This window comes from Permianibacter fluminis, assembly GCF_013179735.1.
In the GTDB taxonomy this organism is placed as follows: Bacteria; Pseudomonadota; Gammaproteobacteria; order Enterobacterales; family Permianibacteraceae; genus Permianibacter; species Permianibacter fluminis.
Genome location: NZ_JABMEG010000003.1, coordinates 35,952 through 51,944, shown reverse-complemented (window position 1 = coordinate 51,944; position 15,993 = coordinate 35,952). Strand labels below are relative to the sequence as shown.

At 59.6% G+C, this 15,993-nt stretch carries 12 protein-coding genes and 1 tRNA gene; 6 read left to right on the top strand and 7 right to left on the bottom strand.

Features of this window, described 5'->3' with window-relative positions; genetic code table 11:
• Window positions 1-46: 46 nt before the first annotated feature.
• From HPT27_RS18320 to HPT27_RS18310, 3 genes are all read left to right on the top strand, one after another.
• Complete coding sequence (locus tag HPT27_RS18320; RefSeq protein ID WP_172246524.1) at window positions 47-706, top strand: MotA/TolQ/ExbB proton channel family protein; 660 nt, start codon at window positions 47-49, stop codon at window positions 704-706.
• Between the two features lie 56 nt (window positions 707-762).
• On the top strand, window positions 763-1,176 hold the full coding sequence (locus HPT27_RS18315) for an ExbD/TolR family protein (RefSeq protein ID WP_172246522.1): 414 nt from the start codon (window positions 763-765) through the stop codon (window positions 1,174-1,176).
• A 192-nt stretch (window positions 1,177-1,368) separates the two neighbouring features.
• A complete protein-coding gene (locus HPT27_RS18310; RefSeq protein WP_172246520.1) occupies window positions 1,369-2,640 on the top strand; it encodes a tetratricopeptide repeat protein in 1,272 nt (423 codons plus the stop codon).
• 135 nt (window positions 2,641-2,775) lie between these two features.
• Here the strand turns inward: HPT27_RS18310 and HPT27_RS18305 are convergent, their stop codons facing one another.
• From HPT27_RS18305 to rnr, 7 genes are all read right to left on the bottom strand, one after another.
• On the bottom strand, window positions 2,776-3,417 hold the full coding sequence (locus HPT27_RS18305) for a hypothetical protein (protein WP_172246518.1): 642 nt from the start codon (window positions 3,415-3,417) through the stop codon (window positions 2,776-2,778).
• Between the two features lie 24 nt (window positions 3,418-3,441).
• Window positions 3,442-5,496 carry an APC family permease gene (locus tag HPT27_RS18300; protein WP_172246516.1) on the bottom strand — a complete coding sequence of 685 codons (2,055 nt, stop codon included), beginning with the start codon at window positions 5,494-5,496 and terminating at the stop codon, window positions 3,442-3,444.
• Between the two features lie 131 nt (window positions 5,497-5,627).
• Complete coding sequence (locus tag HPT27_RS18295) at window positions 5,628-7,076, bottom strand: TrkH family potassium uptake protein (protein ID WP_172246514.1); 1,449 nt, start codon at window positions 7,074-7,076, stop codon at window positions 5,628-5,630.
• A complete protein-coding gene (gene greB, locus HPT27_RS18290) occupies window positions 7,073-7,594 on the bottom strand; it encodes a transcription elongation factor GreB (RefSeq protein WP_172246512.1) in 522 nt (173 codons plus the stop codon). The genes HPT27_RS18295 and greB overlap by 4 nt, the downstream gene beginning before the upstream one ends.
• 36 nt (window positions 7,595-7,630) lie before the next feature.
• Window positions 7,631-8,749, bottom strand: a complete 1,119-nt coding sequence (locus tag HPT27_RS18285; protein ID WP_172246510.1) for a cache domain-containing protein — start codon at window positions 8,747-8,749, stop codon at window positions 7,631-7,633.
• Window positions 8,746-9,486: a 23S rRNA (guanosine(2251)-2'-O)-methyltransferase RlmB gene (gene rlmB, locus HPT27_RS18280; RefSeq protein WP_172246772.1), complete on the bottom strand. Its 741-nt coding sequence runs from the start codon at window positions 9,484-9,486 to the stop codon at window positions 8,746-8,748. The genes HPT27_RS18285 and rlmB overlap by 4 nt, the downstream gene beginning before the upstream one ends.
• A gap of 55 nt (window positions 9,487-9,541) precedes the next feature.
• The gene (rnr, locus tag HPT27_RS18275; RefSeq protein WP_172246508.1) at window positions 9,542-12,190 is read right to left on the bottom strand and encodes a ribonuclease R; all 2,649 of its coding nucleotides are present in this window, start codon (window positions 12,188-12,190) and stop codon (window positions 9,542-9,544) included.
• A 182-nt stretch (window positions 12,191-12,372) separates the two neighbouring features.
• On the opposite strand from rnr, the gene HPT27_RS18270 reads away from it, so the two are divergent.
• The 3 genes from HPT27_RS18270 (at window position 12,373) to HPT27_RS18260 (ending at window position 15,987) form a co-directional block, all read left to right on the top strand.
• A tRNA-Leu gene (locus HPT27_RS18270) sits at window positions 12,373-12,457 on the top strand.
• A 164-nt stretch (window positions 12,458-12,621) separates the two neighbouring features.
• Entirely contained in the window at window positions 12,622-14,832 is a 2,211-nt protein-coding gene (locus tag HPT27_RS18265; protein ID WP_172246506.1) for a patatin-like phospholipase family protein, read from the top strand.
• Entirely contained in the window at window positions 14,833-15,987 is a 1,155-nt protein-coding gene (locus HPT27_RS18260; protein ID WP_172246504.1) for a GGDEF domain-containing protein, read from the top strand. It begins immediately after the preceding gene.
• Window positions 15,988-15,993: the final 6 nt, after the last annotated feature.

The window sequence follows — 15,993 nt, the reverse complement described above, 5'->3', positions numbered from 1 at the left end:
TGACTGCTGAATCTTTTCAAAACTTGCAACGCAGTAAGGAGTCGTCATGAATTTCATGTTGGTGTTTGAGCAAAACGATCCGGTCCTGATCTCAACTTTCCTGTTGCTGATCCTGATGTCGTCGATCACCTGGTTTGTCATTTTGCTGCGCGGCTTTGTCTTCCTGCGCACCCGTGCAGCCATCAAGCGCGAAATCGCCCTGTTCTGGAAGTCGAAAGACCTGACCTCGGCGCGCAAGGCGGTGGAAAAATCGAATCAGCCGGTCGGTCGCATGGCCAAAGCCGGTCTGCATGCGCTGGATGAATTCCACGATAACGAAAAGACTTTCGCCGAAGCCTGTGGTCTGGACGATTACCTGGTGCGCTGCATCCGTAATGCGCTGAACCTGGAAACCCAGCGTCTCGAAGGCGGCATGACCGTGCTGGCCTCGATTGGTTCGACCGCGCCGTTCGTGGGTCTGTTCGGCACGGTTTGGGGTATCTACCACGCGCTGCTGGCCATCGCCTCGTCAGGCCAAGCCACGCTGGATGCCGTTGCCGGTCCGATGGGTGAAGCACTGGTGGCAACCGCTGCCGGTCTGTTCGCCGCGATTCCGGCAGTGTTGGCTTACAACACCTTCGTTCGTGGCAACAAAGTGGTGCAAAACCATCTCGACAGTTTCGCTCACGATCTGCACCACTCGCTGCTCGCGTTTGGCAGCAAGTAAGTCAGGTTCATGGCTGCACGCCCATGAAACGGCGTCACCATTCAGGAGACGATGCTATGGCCTTTGGTGGCTTCGAGAAAGGCGCTCAGGCGCTGAACAATGAAATCAACACCACGCCGCTGGTCGACGTGATGTTGGTCTTGCTGGTGGTGTTCATTCTGATCACCCCGGTCGTGACGCACTCGGTCAAAGTCGATTTGCCGGATGCTTCGAGCAGCCGCAATGAAGAAAAACCGGAAACGGTAACGCTGGCCATCAATGCCAGCGGTGCGGTGTTCTGGAACGATGCGGCCATTACGGACGATGAGTTGCTGGCCCGGCTGAGCGATGCCGGCAAGATCCCGAATGTCGAATTGCACATTCGCGCCGACAAGGAAGTGAAGTACCAGCGGCTGGCCGAAATCATGTCGGCAGCACAGTACAACGGCGTGCTGAAACTGGGTTTTGTGACGGAACCGGTCCGGCAATAAGCCGGACCTTCGTCTTGGTTTGAGTACGACAAGTTAGATCGTTGCGAGACGGTCGAACCCCGCGCGCCGATGCATCCCCCCAGATTGGTATCGGCGCGCGGGCCCTTCCTGAAATCGGCCGCCAGTTTGGCGAAGCCGCCGGCCGCGCGCAAGCGGTCCTTTTCCCCCTTTTAACCTTGATGGAGTCAGGCTATGGCTAAGCTTCTCATTTCCGGCGCCCTGTTCTTGAGTCTGACGGCAACTGCTGTGCAGGCGGGTCTGGAAACATCGTTGACCAAAAATTGCGCCATTCCGGAGCAAACAGCTCAAGCAGAGGGACGGAAAAAAGACAAAGACGCCCAGCTCGAAGAGAAGACCTACAAGATCTACAAAAAAGCCCAGGAAGCCTATCAAGCCAAAGACTTCCCCACTGTAATCACCTTGCTGACGCCGCTGGACGAGAAACCGCCGCGCAAGGATTACGACAAGGCAATGGTGCAGAATCTGCTGGCCTACGCGTACTCCGAATCGGATGACTATGCCAACGCCGCCAGTCACATTGAGCAGGCACTGGCCACCGGGGCATTACCCGACGAACAGCAGCTGGCCGGTTGGCAGAATCTGGTGACGTTCTATCTGCAGGCCGAGCAGAATGAAGCCGCACTGGCGGCAATCGATCGCTACTTCACTCAAGTGAAAGCCGTCAAACCGGAAATGTATCTGGTCAAGGCGCAACTCCTGAGCAAGCTCGAGCGACCGCAAGACGCGATCTGCCCCGCCTATGTTGCCATCAAGCTGCATCCGCAACCGAAGCTGGAATGGCTGCGCATGCTGGCCGACCTGCACGGCGAGATCGATCGCTTTGAAGATGCGATTCTGGTGCAAAAAGAGGTGACCGCTGCGGCGCCTGACAACAGCGAACAATTGCTGCATCTGGCCAATCTCTACATTCTGGCCCAGCGTGACAGCGATGCCTTTGCCCTGCTCGCCGACATCGAGCAAAAAGGCCTGCTGAACAAAGAGAAAGACGTAAAGAATCTGGCGACCATGTACTGGAACAACGGCCAGTACGAAAAGTCGGCGGGTGCTCTGGAGCGTGGTATTGCGCGCGGCGCCTTGAAAGCCAACGAAGCGACCTGGAAGAGCATTGCCCAGGCCTGGAAGCAAGCCAACAACGGCGAAAAAGTTGCTTACGCCTATGGCGAAGCCGGCAAACTCGCCAGCACCGGTGAAGCGTTTCTCTTTCAGGGCGAGAAACTGTCCGAGTTGAAACAGTGGGATAAAGCCATCGTCGCCTATCAACACGCCATCGAAAAAGGCGGGCTGGCGAAAAACGAAGGCCACACCTGGCTGGTGCTGGGCTACGCCCAATTCCGCAACTCCGACTTCAAAGCCGCAATGAAGAGTCTGGAGAAAGCTGCGACCTATCCCGACAGCAAAAAAGAAGCGAACGACGTGATGCAGCAGGTCAAGGCCCAGCTGTAATCCGCCCTATCCGCTGGATGCAAAAAAGGCAGCCTGTTGGCTGCCTTTTTTGGTTGCTCAATTCGCCCGCCGATGCACGCGCCGTCATTGTGCCGGCTAATCAACTGGCTTCACACCGTAAACAAAACTGCACCATCAGGTCGAAGCGGCTGGCTTGGTTTTGACTGGCTCGGTGTTAATTGACTCGGCATTCACCGGTTCACTTACCGGTCCGGTTTTCTCTGGCTTAACAATCAGCGACTCGCCGAAGTCGATCATCTGCTGGTAATTCAGCCCCAGACCCGTCTGCTGAATCCGGTAGTGAAAGCCATTGCTGGTCCACTCCAGCAAACCGGCGTCGATACTGGCATTCCAGTGATCGGTATCGTCCCAGCCGCCCTGGATGAAAATGGCGAGGTTGCCATTCACTGTGGTGGTCTTACGGGCTTCGACCGGGAAGCGTTTGACAATATTCAGCAAGGGCCGCTTGGTGCCCTTGCCAACTTCCAGTGAACCGCCGTTGCTGGCGGTGTAGCGAATCATCACCCAGTTGTCACCGATGACATGCACGCCTTCCTGCTGCCACCCCGCACGCGGCGCCAACTCCGGCAACGCAAACCAGACTTTCTGCTGCGCTTCCGCCACCGTCAGCGGTGCCGCAATGGTCACTTCACCTACCGGAACGGAATGCGATTTTCGCCAGAACAACAGCGCCATCAAGGTCAGCAGGACGATGACGCCAGCAATCAGAATCCAGCGGGTATAGGTGGTCACCGTTTGCAAGGTTTGTTCGGTCATGACGGACTCCCGGTCGTGCTGGCTTTAGCTGCTGGGTTCCAGCGCCACCGTGGCGCCAGCCAGCAAATCTGCGGCCTGCTGTTTGCGTTCGGAGCAAAGATCCGAACTGGCGGTACGAATGGTGCTGAGCTTCATCGGCAAGATCACCATCTGCATGCCACGCTCCAGCAACTCATCCTGCAAGGCAAAAGCACTTTGATGGTGAAGGATGCGTGCCCACCAAGTGTCAAACATCAGCTGCGAGGCAAAGAACACGCAATTGGGGTATTCACTGCGCAGGCGCTCGGCCATGTCAGTCAACTCGCGGACTCTGTCCGCGGAGAAAGCAAACGCATACTGCGCCGGCCAGCCGCGATGCTGGCAGTAGGCGACCAGTTGACCGAGATTGTCCTCCATGCGGGCGTGCAAGCGCTCGATGCCATCTTCTGCTGCCAGCCGTTCGACATCGACTTCACCGACGCTGACGAAAACAAAATGGCTGAACACGTTCGGGAAAATGCGGTGGATCCACAGCAGGGTATGCATGGCGGTGCCGCGACCTTTTGAGCCGACCATGACAACCGCGGTGCGGGCATCCTGATCCGGGCGAAACGGCAAGGCTTCCGGCAATGGCGGCACCGTTTCCGCCAGGCGCTTGTCGATGACCCGCAACTCGCGTTCGGCCATCAGGTAATGCTGCTTGATCGCGTAGCCAAGCAGCACCACCAACCCGGTGATCAGCATCGTGACCCAGCCGCCTTCGGCGAATTTCTCGACCACGGTCACCAACAAAATGCTGATCGTGACCAGGAAACCAACCATCGACAGCGCCAACCGGCGCAGCGCTTTTTTCTGTTGCCGATTGCGCCACCAATACACGCACAAACCATACAGCGACAACGAAAAGGTGATGAACACATTGATTGAGTACAGCACGACCAGTAGCGCCACCTGACCGTGCGATGCCAGCAAGATCACCAGTGCCGCCAAGCCAAACAGCACGATGCCGTTCTGGGTCACCAACCGACTGGACAGCCGGCGAAATTGCCGTGGCATCCAGCCATCAACCGCCATGTTGGACAACACGGCCGGGCCGCCGAGAAAACCGGTGTTGGCGGCCACCAACAGCAAGCCGGCTTCGAGCAGCAACACCATCGTCAATGACCCGGCACCGAGACCAACATCCTGCAGCACCGACTGAAACACCACCGCATTCAGGGTCATGCCGGCAACGTGTTGGGCATCCCACAGCAGATACAAAATGATGATGCCGGCCGCGGTAAAACTCAGACTCAGTGCCATGTAGAGCATGGTCAAACGGCCAGTGCGCACGCGCGGTTCAGCCAACGTATTGACGTTGTTCGAAACGGCTTCCAGACCGGTGTAAGTACCGCCACCCAGCGAATAGGCTTTCAGCAACAGCGCGATGACAAATATCGAACCGAACTGCCCGGACATACTGCCGGTTTCCTGCAGCGTTTGCGGGATGAGCTGCGGCAATCGCCCGCCATGCGCGGCGATACCATAACCAATCAACAGAAAATGACTGAGCAGAAAACCGATGAACAGCGGCAGCAGCACTTTGACCGATTCTTTCATGCCGCGCAGATTCAGCGTCATCAGCAACAGCACGAGCGCCAGTTCCAGCGGCAGCTTGTATGGCTGCAAACCGATCGGCAGCACGCTGTACAAGGCATCGACGCAGGCGGCGACGGAAATCGCGATGGTCAGCACGTAATCGATGATCAGCGCCGAGCCCGACAGCAGACCGGCACGCGGACCAATCAACGTGGTCGCCACTTTGTAGCCACCGCCGCCGGACGGAAACAGCTCGATGACCTGGTTGTAGGACACCGCGATGATGAACACGGTCAGCGCCGTGGCGATCGCCAGATACAGTCCGAGCTGGCCGTGTTGGCCAAGGGCCAGAAACGCCTCTTCCGGTCCGTAGGCCGACGATGACAGACCGTCGGCGCCGAGGCCCACCCAGGCAAGAAACGCCGTCAACGCCAGATGCTGGCGAGTATCGGCGGATTGAAGATTACGTGGAGCGCCCAGCAGAATGCGGGACACCTTTACCAGAAAGCTCGGCTGAGTCATGTTTTATACGTAAATATACGTACGTTGAAAAATCATACGCCTGCCGATGCTGCGCCGCAACAGCCGGCAGTCATGGAAGTGATGGCATAAATAACAATGGCCGACGCCGTGCCGTCGGCCGGGTCGAGCGCCTAAAACCGGCGCCAGAAAATCGGCGTGAACAAAACGAAGAAGGTGAAGATCTCCAGACGCCCGGCCAGCATGCAGGCCGAGGTCACCCATTTGGCCATATCGTTCATTGCGGCAAAACCCATCGCCGGGTTGTTGGTGCCAAGGCCCTGGTTATTCAGGCTGGCGGCCACCACGGCGAAGGCCGTGGTGAAATCCAGATCGCAGGCCATCAGCAAGAACTGAAACAGCAATGCGGTCGAAACAAAGAGCGCGAAGAAACCCCAAATCCCGTTGGTAACCGATTCCGGAACGATGCGGCCGTTGAACTTCACATGGGCCACGATGTTCGGCTGCACCAACTGCTTGGCTTCCCGGCTGACCTGCTTGAACAGCAGAAAAAAACGCAGCGTTTTCATGCCGCCACTGGTGGAGCCGGAACAACCACCAATGAACGCCAGCAGAAAAATGAAATGGCCGGTAAAGCTGGGCCAGGTCGAGGTATCGGCCGTGCCGAACCCGGTGGTGGTCAAACTGCTGATGACCTGGAATGCTGCGACCCGGAGCGCCTCGGGCAGCATTGGATAACGTCCTTTCACCCACAAGGTCAGCGTGATCAACAGGATGCTGAATACCAGCAAACCCACAAACGTCTTGCACTCCTGATCACGCAGAAAAAGGCGCGGGTCTTTGTTGTTCCAGACCACGAACAACAAACCAAAGTTAACAGCCCCCGCCAACATGCCGATCATCGCAACCAACTCGACACCGAACGAGTTGAAATAGCCCATGCCAGCATCGTAATTGCCGAAGCCGCCAGTGGCGATGGTGGCAAAACTGTGAGTGATGGCATCGAACCCGGTCATGCCGGCAAGCCAATAACCGCCGGCACAGGCAAGCACGAGAAGCAAATACACGGAAAACAATAACCGTGCGGTTTGCGCAATGCGTGGCGCCAGTTTGTCGTCCTTCATCGGGCCGGTCGCTTCAGCCTTGTACAGCTTCATGCCGCCGATATTGAACATCGGCAGAATCGCCACTGCCAGAATCAGCACGCCCATACCGCCCATGAAGCCCAATTGCTGGCGATACCACAGCACCGACTTTGCCATCTGATCCAGACCGGACAGCACCGAGGAACCGGTAGTGGTCAATCCGGACACCGCCTCGAACACGGCATCCGTGTAGCTGACTTCCAGTATCCAGTAAAACGGCATGGCGCCAACCAGGCTGTACAGCGTCCAGATCAGCACGACAATCACAATACCGTCGCGGGTTTTCGGCTCACTGTGCGCAGGCGTGTTGCGGAATAACAGAAAGCCGATAAACGCCGTAATCAGGGCCTGGAACAGAAACGCCGGCCATTTGCCATCGACATAAAGCAGGGAAACCACCAACGGCGGCAGCAGCGATACCGAAAAGACCATCAACATGGCGCCGATGACACGCCGGACAATGCGATGCTGAATCATGTTGAACTCGACTCCGGCGATGCGCCATAGGCGATCGCGACAATCACATAATGCGTTTCGCCGGCCGGCGTGCGAACGCTCAGCTCATCATCCAGCGCTTTCTTTACCAACGCACGCGCCAGCGGTGAATCGATGCTGATGTAACGTCGGTCGGCGTCGATTTCATCCGGGCCGACCAGCCGGTAACAATGCTGCTCACCGTGGTCGTCTTCCAGCGTGACCCAAGCAGCAAAGAACACCCGTTGTCGATCTGCTGGCAACTGATCAATGACCTTGACTTCCTGCAGGCGCTTTTCCAGAAACCGGATGCGGCGATCAATTTCCCGCAGTTGCTTCTTGCCATAAATGTATTCGGCATTTTCTGAGCGGTCACCGAGCGCTGCCGCCGCGGCAACAGCGGCGGTGACTTCCGGGCGCTTGTCGCGCAGCAGTGTCAGCAGTTCTTCGCGCAGCCGTTCGGCGCCTTCCCGCGTAATGTACGGCGAGCGCGCTTCGCGCGCCGGCACCACCGTCTTCATGCAAACATCGTCCTGTAGCCGTAGCTCATGCGTTTTTCATTCGAACCGGCGACGCCACCAGGCCACTGCCGCGATCAGTGCAATGACCAGCAGCGGCAACGCCACTGCCAACGCCCGTAGCCGAACATCAAACAACAATTCATCACTCGGAATCACGCGCACCAATGTCCATTGGCTATGCGCCAGCGGCCGCAGCATCAAATGGTAATCGCCGGCACTGGTCCAGCCCGGATGGGCCCGGGTCAGCTGCGGCGTCAGCGCGGCCAGCGATGCCGGTAACCGCTCACCCAGTCGCGCCAACCGATTGCTGGTTTCCAGCGACAAGCGACTGTCGGCGAGCACCCGTTGTTCGTCATCGATCAACAACGTGCGTTCCGGCGCCGTGGTCAGGCGAGCCAGGTGACCTGATAAAAACGGCAAGCGAACATCGGCCGACACGGCGCCAATCACTTTGCCTTCATTGCGCACCGGCGCCACCAATGGCACTACCCAGCCGGCACCGGCTTTGTCGATGTGCGGAGCCCGCCAGACCGGCGTCTGCTGATCGGCAATGTCGGCGGCGATGCGCTGCTGCACCTCAGGACTCATGAACTGCTCGAACATGGCGGGCAAAGTCGCGATGTCGTTGTCACGCAGCAAGCGTTCGGTACTGCGATACGGAAACATGCCGACCAAAGGGGATTGCAGCGAGTTGTAATAACTCCACTGCAAGGAACTGTCGGTCAGATGGGTCGCCGCCGCCAGCGGAAACAGAGCCCAGATGATGCGCAGTTCCGCCTGCATGGCTGGTGTCGTTGGCGCGACCGCTGCGTAAACATTGCCAAGCTGCGCAGTTGGCGTGGTTTGCTGTAACACATCAAGCGAATAACCGCCTGCACCGGCCGGCAAGGCGGGTTGCAAGAATTTCAGCAGGGCCGGGCTGTCATCGCCGGAATGCAGCGCCAGATGCGCACTGTGCTGCATCCGTTTGACATGATTCTGCAGGCCATCGAGCAGCGTTTCCATGTGCAGCGCCAGCTGCTCGTTTTGCTGACTGCTCTGCAGCAGGGCCTGCTGCTGCCAGTACTGATGCAACTGCTGTACGCCCCAACCGGAGGCGATCATCACGAGCAGCAATCCGACTCCGAGCAGCCGATGCCAGAGCCGATGATTCATGCACCGACACTCCGCTGCCGCACGGCCTCGAACAGGCAGACGCCGGTGGCGACCGAAACGTTGAGACTGCTGACACTGCCGAACATTGGGATGTTGACCAACTGATCGCAATGCTCGCGGGTCAGCCGGCGCATGCCTTCGCCTTCGGCGCCCATGACCAATGCCAATGGCCCGGTCAATTTGCTTTGATAAATCGAAGCGGTCGCTTCACCGGCCGTACCAACCACCCAGACGTTACGATCTTTCAGCATGCGCAAAGTGCGCGCCAGATTGGTCACGCTGATGAACGGAATCCGTTCCGCCGCACCGCAAGCAACTTTGCGCACCGTGGGGTTGAGCGCCGCCGACCGATCTTTCGGCGCGATCACCGCGTGTACCCCGGCGGCATCGGCGGTACGCAGACAGGCGCCGAGATTGTGCGGATCAGTGATGCCGTCGAGCACCAGCAACAGCGGTGAGGGAATCCTTTCCAGCAAACTTTCCAGATCATCTTCGCGCAGCTGCGGTGCCGCCTTGCATTCCGCCACGACGCCTTGATGCACCGCGCCCTCGGTCAGGTTGTCGAGCGCCTTGCGATCGCGACGGGCCACCGCGATATCCAGCGTCTCGGCTTTGCGCAGCAGCGCCAGCAATTTTTGATCATCGCGGCCATCCAGCACATACAACCGAACGATGCGCTCGGGCGCTGAATCGAGCAGCGAGTTGACGGCGTGTACGCCAAAAATCCGATCCAAGATGACTTCTCCACCGTGCCAAGCCGGCACCGTCACAATTCAACTGAACAAGGCGCGCTCAGCGGCGGCCACGTTTTTTTGCTTTGCCCACAGCCGAAGACCCGGCACCGCTTTTGCCCGCTGCGCCTGTTTTGCTGCTGCCGGATTTGCCGGCGCTTGATTTGCTGGCGCCGGATTTGCTGGCTCCAGACTTGCCAGTGCTGGCTTTGCCGTTGCTGGCTTTACCGCCGGCACGGGCCGGCTTGCCGCTCGTCTCTTTCCGACCTGCTGAACTGCCGGCTTTCTTGCTCGCACCGGCGTCGGCGCCCTGCCGTTGACCGCGCGAATCGCTGCGCTCGCGGTTGCCGCGACCGCCACCTTCCCGCAGCACTTTGTCGGGCAGCGTGCCGGCACCGTCGCGCGCCAGCGCCTTGCGAATGGCGGCCATGCGCTGCGCTTTCATTTCGGCATCGGTGGGTTCATCGGTTCGACTGCGCGCAGTGGCTGCCGTGTTGGCGCCGACCCGCACCCGCTCGATAAACTGGAAGTCGATTTTGCGCTGATCCAAATCGACCTCGGCCACGCGCACCTGAATGCGATCGCCGAGGCTGAACTGTTCATGGCTGCGCTCGCCGGTCAGCGTCTGTCTTGCGGCATCGAAGTGGTAATAGTCGTTGCGTAAACTGCTGATGTGCACCAGACCTTCGACAAACACTTCATCCAGTTCGACAAACAAACCAAAGCCAACAACGGCCGTCACCCGACCGGCAAAAGTCTCGCCGAGCTTGTCGCGCATGTATTCGCACTTGAGCCAGGAAGTGACATCGCGGGTGGCTTCATCGGCACGTCGTTCGGTCATGGAATTGCTGCTGCCGACCGCTTCGAGCTCGGCCGTGTCGTAGCGCACCGCGCCTTCATTGCCGGCCATGGCGGTTTTGGTGGCGAGCGCCTCGCTGGCAAGAATGGCCTTGATGCCACGGTGCACCACCAGATCCGGGTAGCGCCGGATGGGCGACGTGAAATGCGCATACGCGGTCAGCGCCAAACCGAAATGCGGTTCCATTTCCGGTTGGTACACCGCCTGGGTCAGTGACCGCAGCAGCAGCACCTGAATGGTGTCGGCATCCGGCCTCGCAGCGATTTTGCTCATCAGCATCGCGTAATCTTTCGGGGTTGGCTCGGCACCGCCACCCAAAGCAAGGCCCAGCATGCCGAGCTGCTCGCGCAGTGCCTCCAGCTTGCGCAGATTCGGGCCCTGGTGCACCCGATACAGCGCCGGCATTTCATGTTTGTTCAAGAAGCGCGCGGCAGCGACGTTGGCCAGAATCATGCACTCTTCGATCAACCGATGGGCGTCGTTGCGGACCACCGGCACGATGCGATCGATTTTGCGCTCGGCATTGAACAGCACTTTGGTTTCGCGGGTATCAAGCTCAATAGCACCGCGCTGGCGACGGGAATCAGCCAGTGCCTGATACAGCGCCTGCAACTCCTGCAGCGCCGGCAGCAGTTCGCGTTCTTTTTCCGACTGCACGGGCTCGCCATTGAGCAGCGCCCAGACCCGGGTGTAGGTAAACCGCTGCTGCGAGCGCATCACCGCCGGATAGAACCGGTAGCTGGACAAGCTGCCGGCATCGGAAACGGTCATTTCACACACCAGACAGAGTCGATCGACATCGGGTTTCAGCGAGCACAAGCCGTTCGACAACAACTCCGGCAACATCGGAATGACAAAACCGGGGAAGTAAACCGAGTTGCCGCGATTCAGGGCTTCGACATCGAGCGCGCTGCCACGGCGTACGTAATGGCTGACATCGGCAATGGCCACCCACAGGCGCCAGCCGCCAGCTTTTTTGCGTTCACAATAAACAGCGTCGTCAAAATCCTTGGCGTCTTCACCGTCGATGGTGACCAGCGGCAGCGTGCGCAGATCGACCCGGTCTTTCTTGTCAGCGTCCTGCACCACCGGCGCCAGCGCAGCGATTTCTTTCTCGACAGCGGGCGGAAACTGGTGCGGCAAATCGAACTGGCGAATCGCAACTTCGATTTCCATGCCGGGCGCCAAATGGTCACCGAGCACTTCCACGACTTTCGCCAGCGGCTGCGACAGCGCCGACACCCGCGGTGCCAGCTCGACTACCACCATCTGGCCGTCATTGGCGCCGCCCTCGTCACCGGGCGGCACGATCAAATCCTGACTAATCCGGGTATCGCTGGCCTGAACAAACGCCAGTCCACGCTGGCGATGAAAACGGCCGACCACATGGCGTGGCGTCGCGCCGAGCACTTCGACAATCAGCGCCTCGATCCGACCACGCCGATCCCGGCCCTGCGCCGCGACCAGCACCCGATCGCCGTGCATGGCCTTGCGCATTTCGCGCTCGTTCAGCACCCAGTCGTCACCGCCCTCATCGAGGATGACAAAACCGAAGCCGTCGCGATGGCCTTCGATGCGGCCGGGTTTGACGTCCATCTTGCCCGGCAGGCACCAGAGCCCGCGCCGGTTCTGGACCAGCTGGCCGTCACGGGCCATGGCCTTGAGCCGGCGCTCCAGCGCCACCTCGTGGTCTTCGCTGTACAGGCCGAGGCCGTTGAGGATGGCCGGGAAAGGCAGCGGCGCGCCTTTCTCGGTCAGAAAAGACAGAATGAATTCCCGGCTCGGGATGGGATTGTCGTACTTGGCCTGTTCGCGGTCGAAATGCGGGTCGGCGGGTGGCTTGCGGGCCATAGAGTCCTTGTTTGTTGTTGTTGAAAACATTGCCATCAGCCTGATGGCTACCGACAAGTGTAAAGCGTGTTGCCGCGGCCGTCGCCGCTTATGCGCTGGCCAGTCGAGCAATGCCCGCTTTTCAAGGGTCGATTCGACATTTGACAAGGTTTTGGGCCATCGGTATAGTGCGCCGCCTCTGTGCCCAGGTGGCGGAATTGGTAGACGCACCAGTTTCAGGTATTGGCGGGGAAACCCGTGGAGGTTCGAGTCCTCTCCTGGGCACCACTATTCGGCAGGACGCTGCCAACAACAAAAAACCCAGCCTACGCGCTGGGTTTTTTGTTTTTCGCGCCGGTGCCAGCGCGCGCCGCCGGCGGGTCCGGCCGGGCTCGCCAGCCGCGCCGGCACTGATACAATCGTCGCCCTCTTTCGCCGGACCGGTTTGATACGTGATCGCTGCCCGCCTGCTCGCCTGTTCTGCTGTCCTTGCTGCCAGCGTTGCTGCCCTCACGACGGCGCCAGTCTCGGCAGCCGAGCGGCCGAAAGTCGGGCTGGCACTGTCCGGTGGCGGTGCTCGCGGCGCCGCCCACGTCGGCGTGCTGAAACAGCTCGAAGCGCACGGCATTCCGATTGATTGCATCGCCGGCACCAGCATGGGCGCGGTGGTCGGCGGTTTGTATGCCGCCGGCTACAGCGTCGATGAAATCGACAGCATCTATCGCCAGCTCGACTGGAGCAGCGGCTTTCGCGACAAACCTCAGCGCGGCGATTTGTCGTTCCGGCGCAAGCAGGATGACCGGCGTTATCTGGTCGATCTCGATATCGGTTTTCGCAACGGCGAATTCCGGCTGCCACGCGGTCTGCTCGAAGGTCAAAATCTCAAACTGGTATTGAAAACGCTGACCCGCCGGGCCGCGACCGTGCACGATTTCGATCATCTGGCGGTGCCGTTTCGTGCAGTCGCTGCCGATCTGGAAACCGGCGAATCGGTGCCGCTTGGCAGCGGCGATCTGGCCGATGCCATTCACGCCAGCATGGCCATTCCCGGCGTTTACGACCCGGTTGAACACGATGGCCGTTTGCTGGTTGACGGCGGCGTTGCCGACAATCTGCCGGTCCAGGTGGTGCGTGAATTGTGCGCGGCCGATATCGTGATCGCGGTTGATGTCAGCTCGCCGCTGCTCAAACGCACCGAACTCGATTCGGTGGTCGAGGTGCTGGACCAGCTGTCGACCATTCTGACCCGGCGCAACACCGATGCCAGCATTCAGCAGCTGCGCAATACCGACGTCCTGATCCGACCGGATCTGAACGGCATTCTGGCTGGCGATTTCAGCAAGATCGGCGACGCCATCAACCGTGGCAGCGCCGCTGCCGAAGCGATGCCGATGACGCTGGCGGCCGTCGCCGAGCGCACCGGTGTCAATGCGCCGCTGCGCCATGCCAATCCGGTCACCGAACCGGTGGTCAACGCCATCACAGTGGACAACAGCAGCGGACTCGATACCGACACCATTCTGGCGCGGGTTTCGCAAACTCTGGGCGGACGCTTCGATCAGGCCGCGCTGCATCGCGATCTGGAAGATCTCTACGGCAGTGGCCAGTTCGGCGTGATCAATTACCGGCTGGATGGCGATGAAGAAGACGTCGCGCTGCACCTGAACATGCCGGACAACCCGGTCGGCCCTCATTACTTCCGTTTTGGCGTCGAGCTGGAAGACAATTTCAGCGGCGACAGCCAGTACAACATCGGCATGCGCCACACCTTCATGCCGGCCAACCGCTATGGCGGCGAATGGCGCAACGAAGCGCAGATGGGCGACAACCCGCGACTGTTCACCGAATGGTTCCAGCCGATCTCGCTCGACGGCGCCTGGTTTGTTGGCACCAGCGCCGAATGGGAGCGTCGGCAAGTGCCGATTCTCGACGAGAACTTTGAAAAAATTCTCGCCGAACTGCAGTTCACCGGTTGGGAGGCGCGCGCCAATATCGGCCATCAATTCGGCAGCGACGGTCATGCCATATTGGGTTTGCGCAGCGGCACCGGCGATCTGCAAGAGCGCATCGGCCAGACCAATCTGAGTCTGCGCAATCTCGATATCGGGGAAGGCTATCTGGAGTTTGGTCTGGACAAACTCGATCACCGTTATTTCCCGCGCAAGGGCCGTGCCGGGACCATCACCTACGCGCGCGGCGTCAGCGCACTCGGCGCCAGCGAGCCCTACACCAAATGGACGCTCGACTGGATTCAGGTCGGCTCGCGGGATCGGCACACACTGGGTCTGCAGTTGCTCGCCGGTAGCTTCATCACCGACAACGCCCCGCTACAGGAACAGTTTCAAATTGGCGGTTTTCAGCGACTGTCCGGCCTCGCCAAGAACGAGCGCATCGGCCCCAATCTTCGCTTCATGAATCTGATTTACCGTTACCGACTCGATAACGAGATCAGCGCCACGCTCGACACTCCGGTCTATCTTGGCAGCTCGCTGGAGTGGGGCAATGTCTGGGCCGATCGCCATTCGGTCGATGCCGCCGATGCCGAACTCGCCGCCAGCGTTTACCTCGGCATCGACACCAGTTTCGGCCCGCTTTATATCGGCTACGGTCGCACCGAAATTGGCAGCGACGCCATTTATCTGTTCCTGGGTTCACCGTTTTAAATGGCAACGGCGCACGAGCAATTTGAGCGCGACTCAAGCAGCACGCTGCCCAGCGCCGACCAATACCGCCGCCAGCGCCTGAGTCAGGACTTCTACCGCTACGCGCTGATCGGCCCGGTGTTCTACGCCATCGGTTGCATCGTGGTGACCCAAAGTGATGCCGAACTGCGTAGCAAACTCTGGTTGTCCGTGGCGGCACCGGTGTTGATGGCGCTGCTGGTGCTGCTTCGCTGGCTGAATCGGCCGCCGGCCGATGTCAGTGATGAAACACGCTTTCGCAACTGGTATCACCTGCGCTGGTTGCTGATCGGTATCGGTTGCTGCGCCTGGTCGGTGTTCGCGCTGGCGGTCACGCTGCCAAGCGACCGCCTGACCACCTCGGTACTGATTGTCCATCTGTGCACCATTGCCTTTGGTGCCGCCAGTGCCGGTGCTTATGCACTGGATTTTCGGCTGAACCTGATCAGCATGTCGCTACTGTTTTTGCCGCAAATCGCCGCGATGTTGCTGGTCGGCCGGCAATTGCCGGTGGCGCTGACGCTGGCGATTTTTCTGCTGTATCTCATTGCCGCCAGTCGGCGCTATGCCCGCGACTACGACAGCCAGCTGCAGCTCGAATACGCCCTGCTCAGCAGCCGCGCCCAGATCCACCGGATGAGCCTGATCGACGAACTGACCGGCTTGTACAACCGTCGGCATTTCAATGACGCCTTCCAGCAAAGCTGGCAACTGGCGCACCGAACCAGCACACCGCTGACGCTGGTACTGGCTGACATCGATCACTTCAAGCAAATCAATGATCGCTACGGCCACCAGATTGGTGATGCCTGCCTGCAAGCGTTCGCCCAGCAATTGCAGCACCGCTTTCGCCGGATGACCGATCACATCATGCGCATTGGCGGTGAGGAATTTGTGCTGCTGTTGCCGGGCAGTTCGGCCACCGATGCCAAACTGCTAATCGACGAATTGCTGGCCGAGTTGGCGCTGCATCCGGTCAGCAGCAGCGCCGGCCCGGTACCGCTGCTGGCCAGCTTCGGCATTGCCTGTGTCGACTTCAGCCGTGACAGCGCGCCGGAGCACAGTTTCAAACGCGCCGACGAGGCGCTCTACGCTGCCAAGCAGGGCGGCCGCTCCCGCGCCATCATTGCGGAATAGATCGCT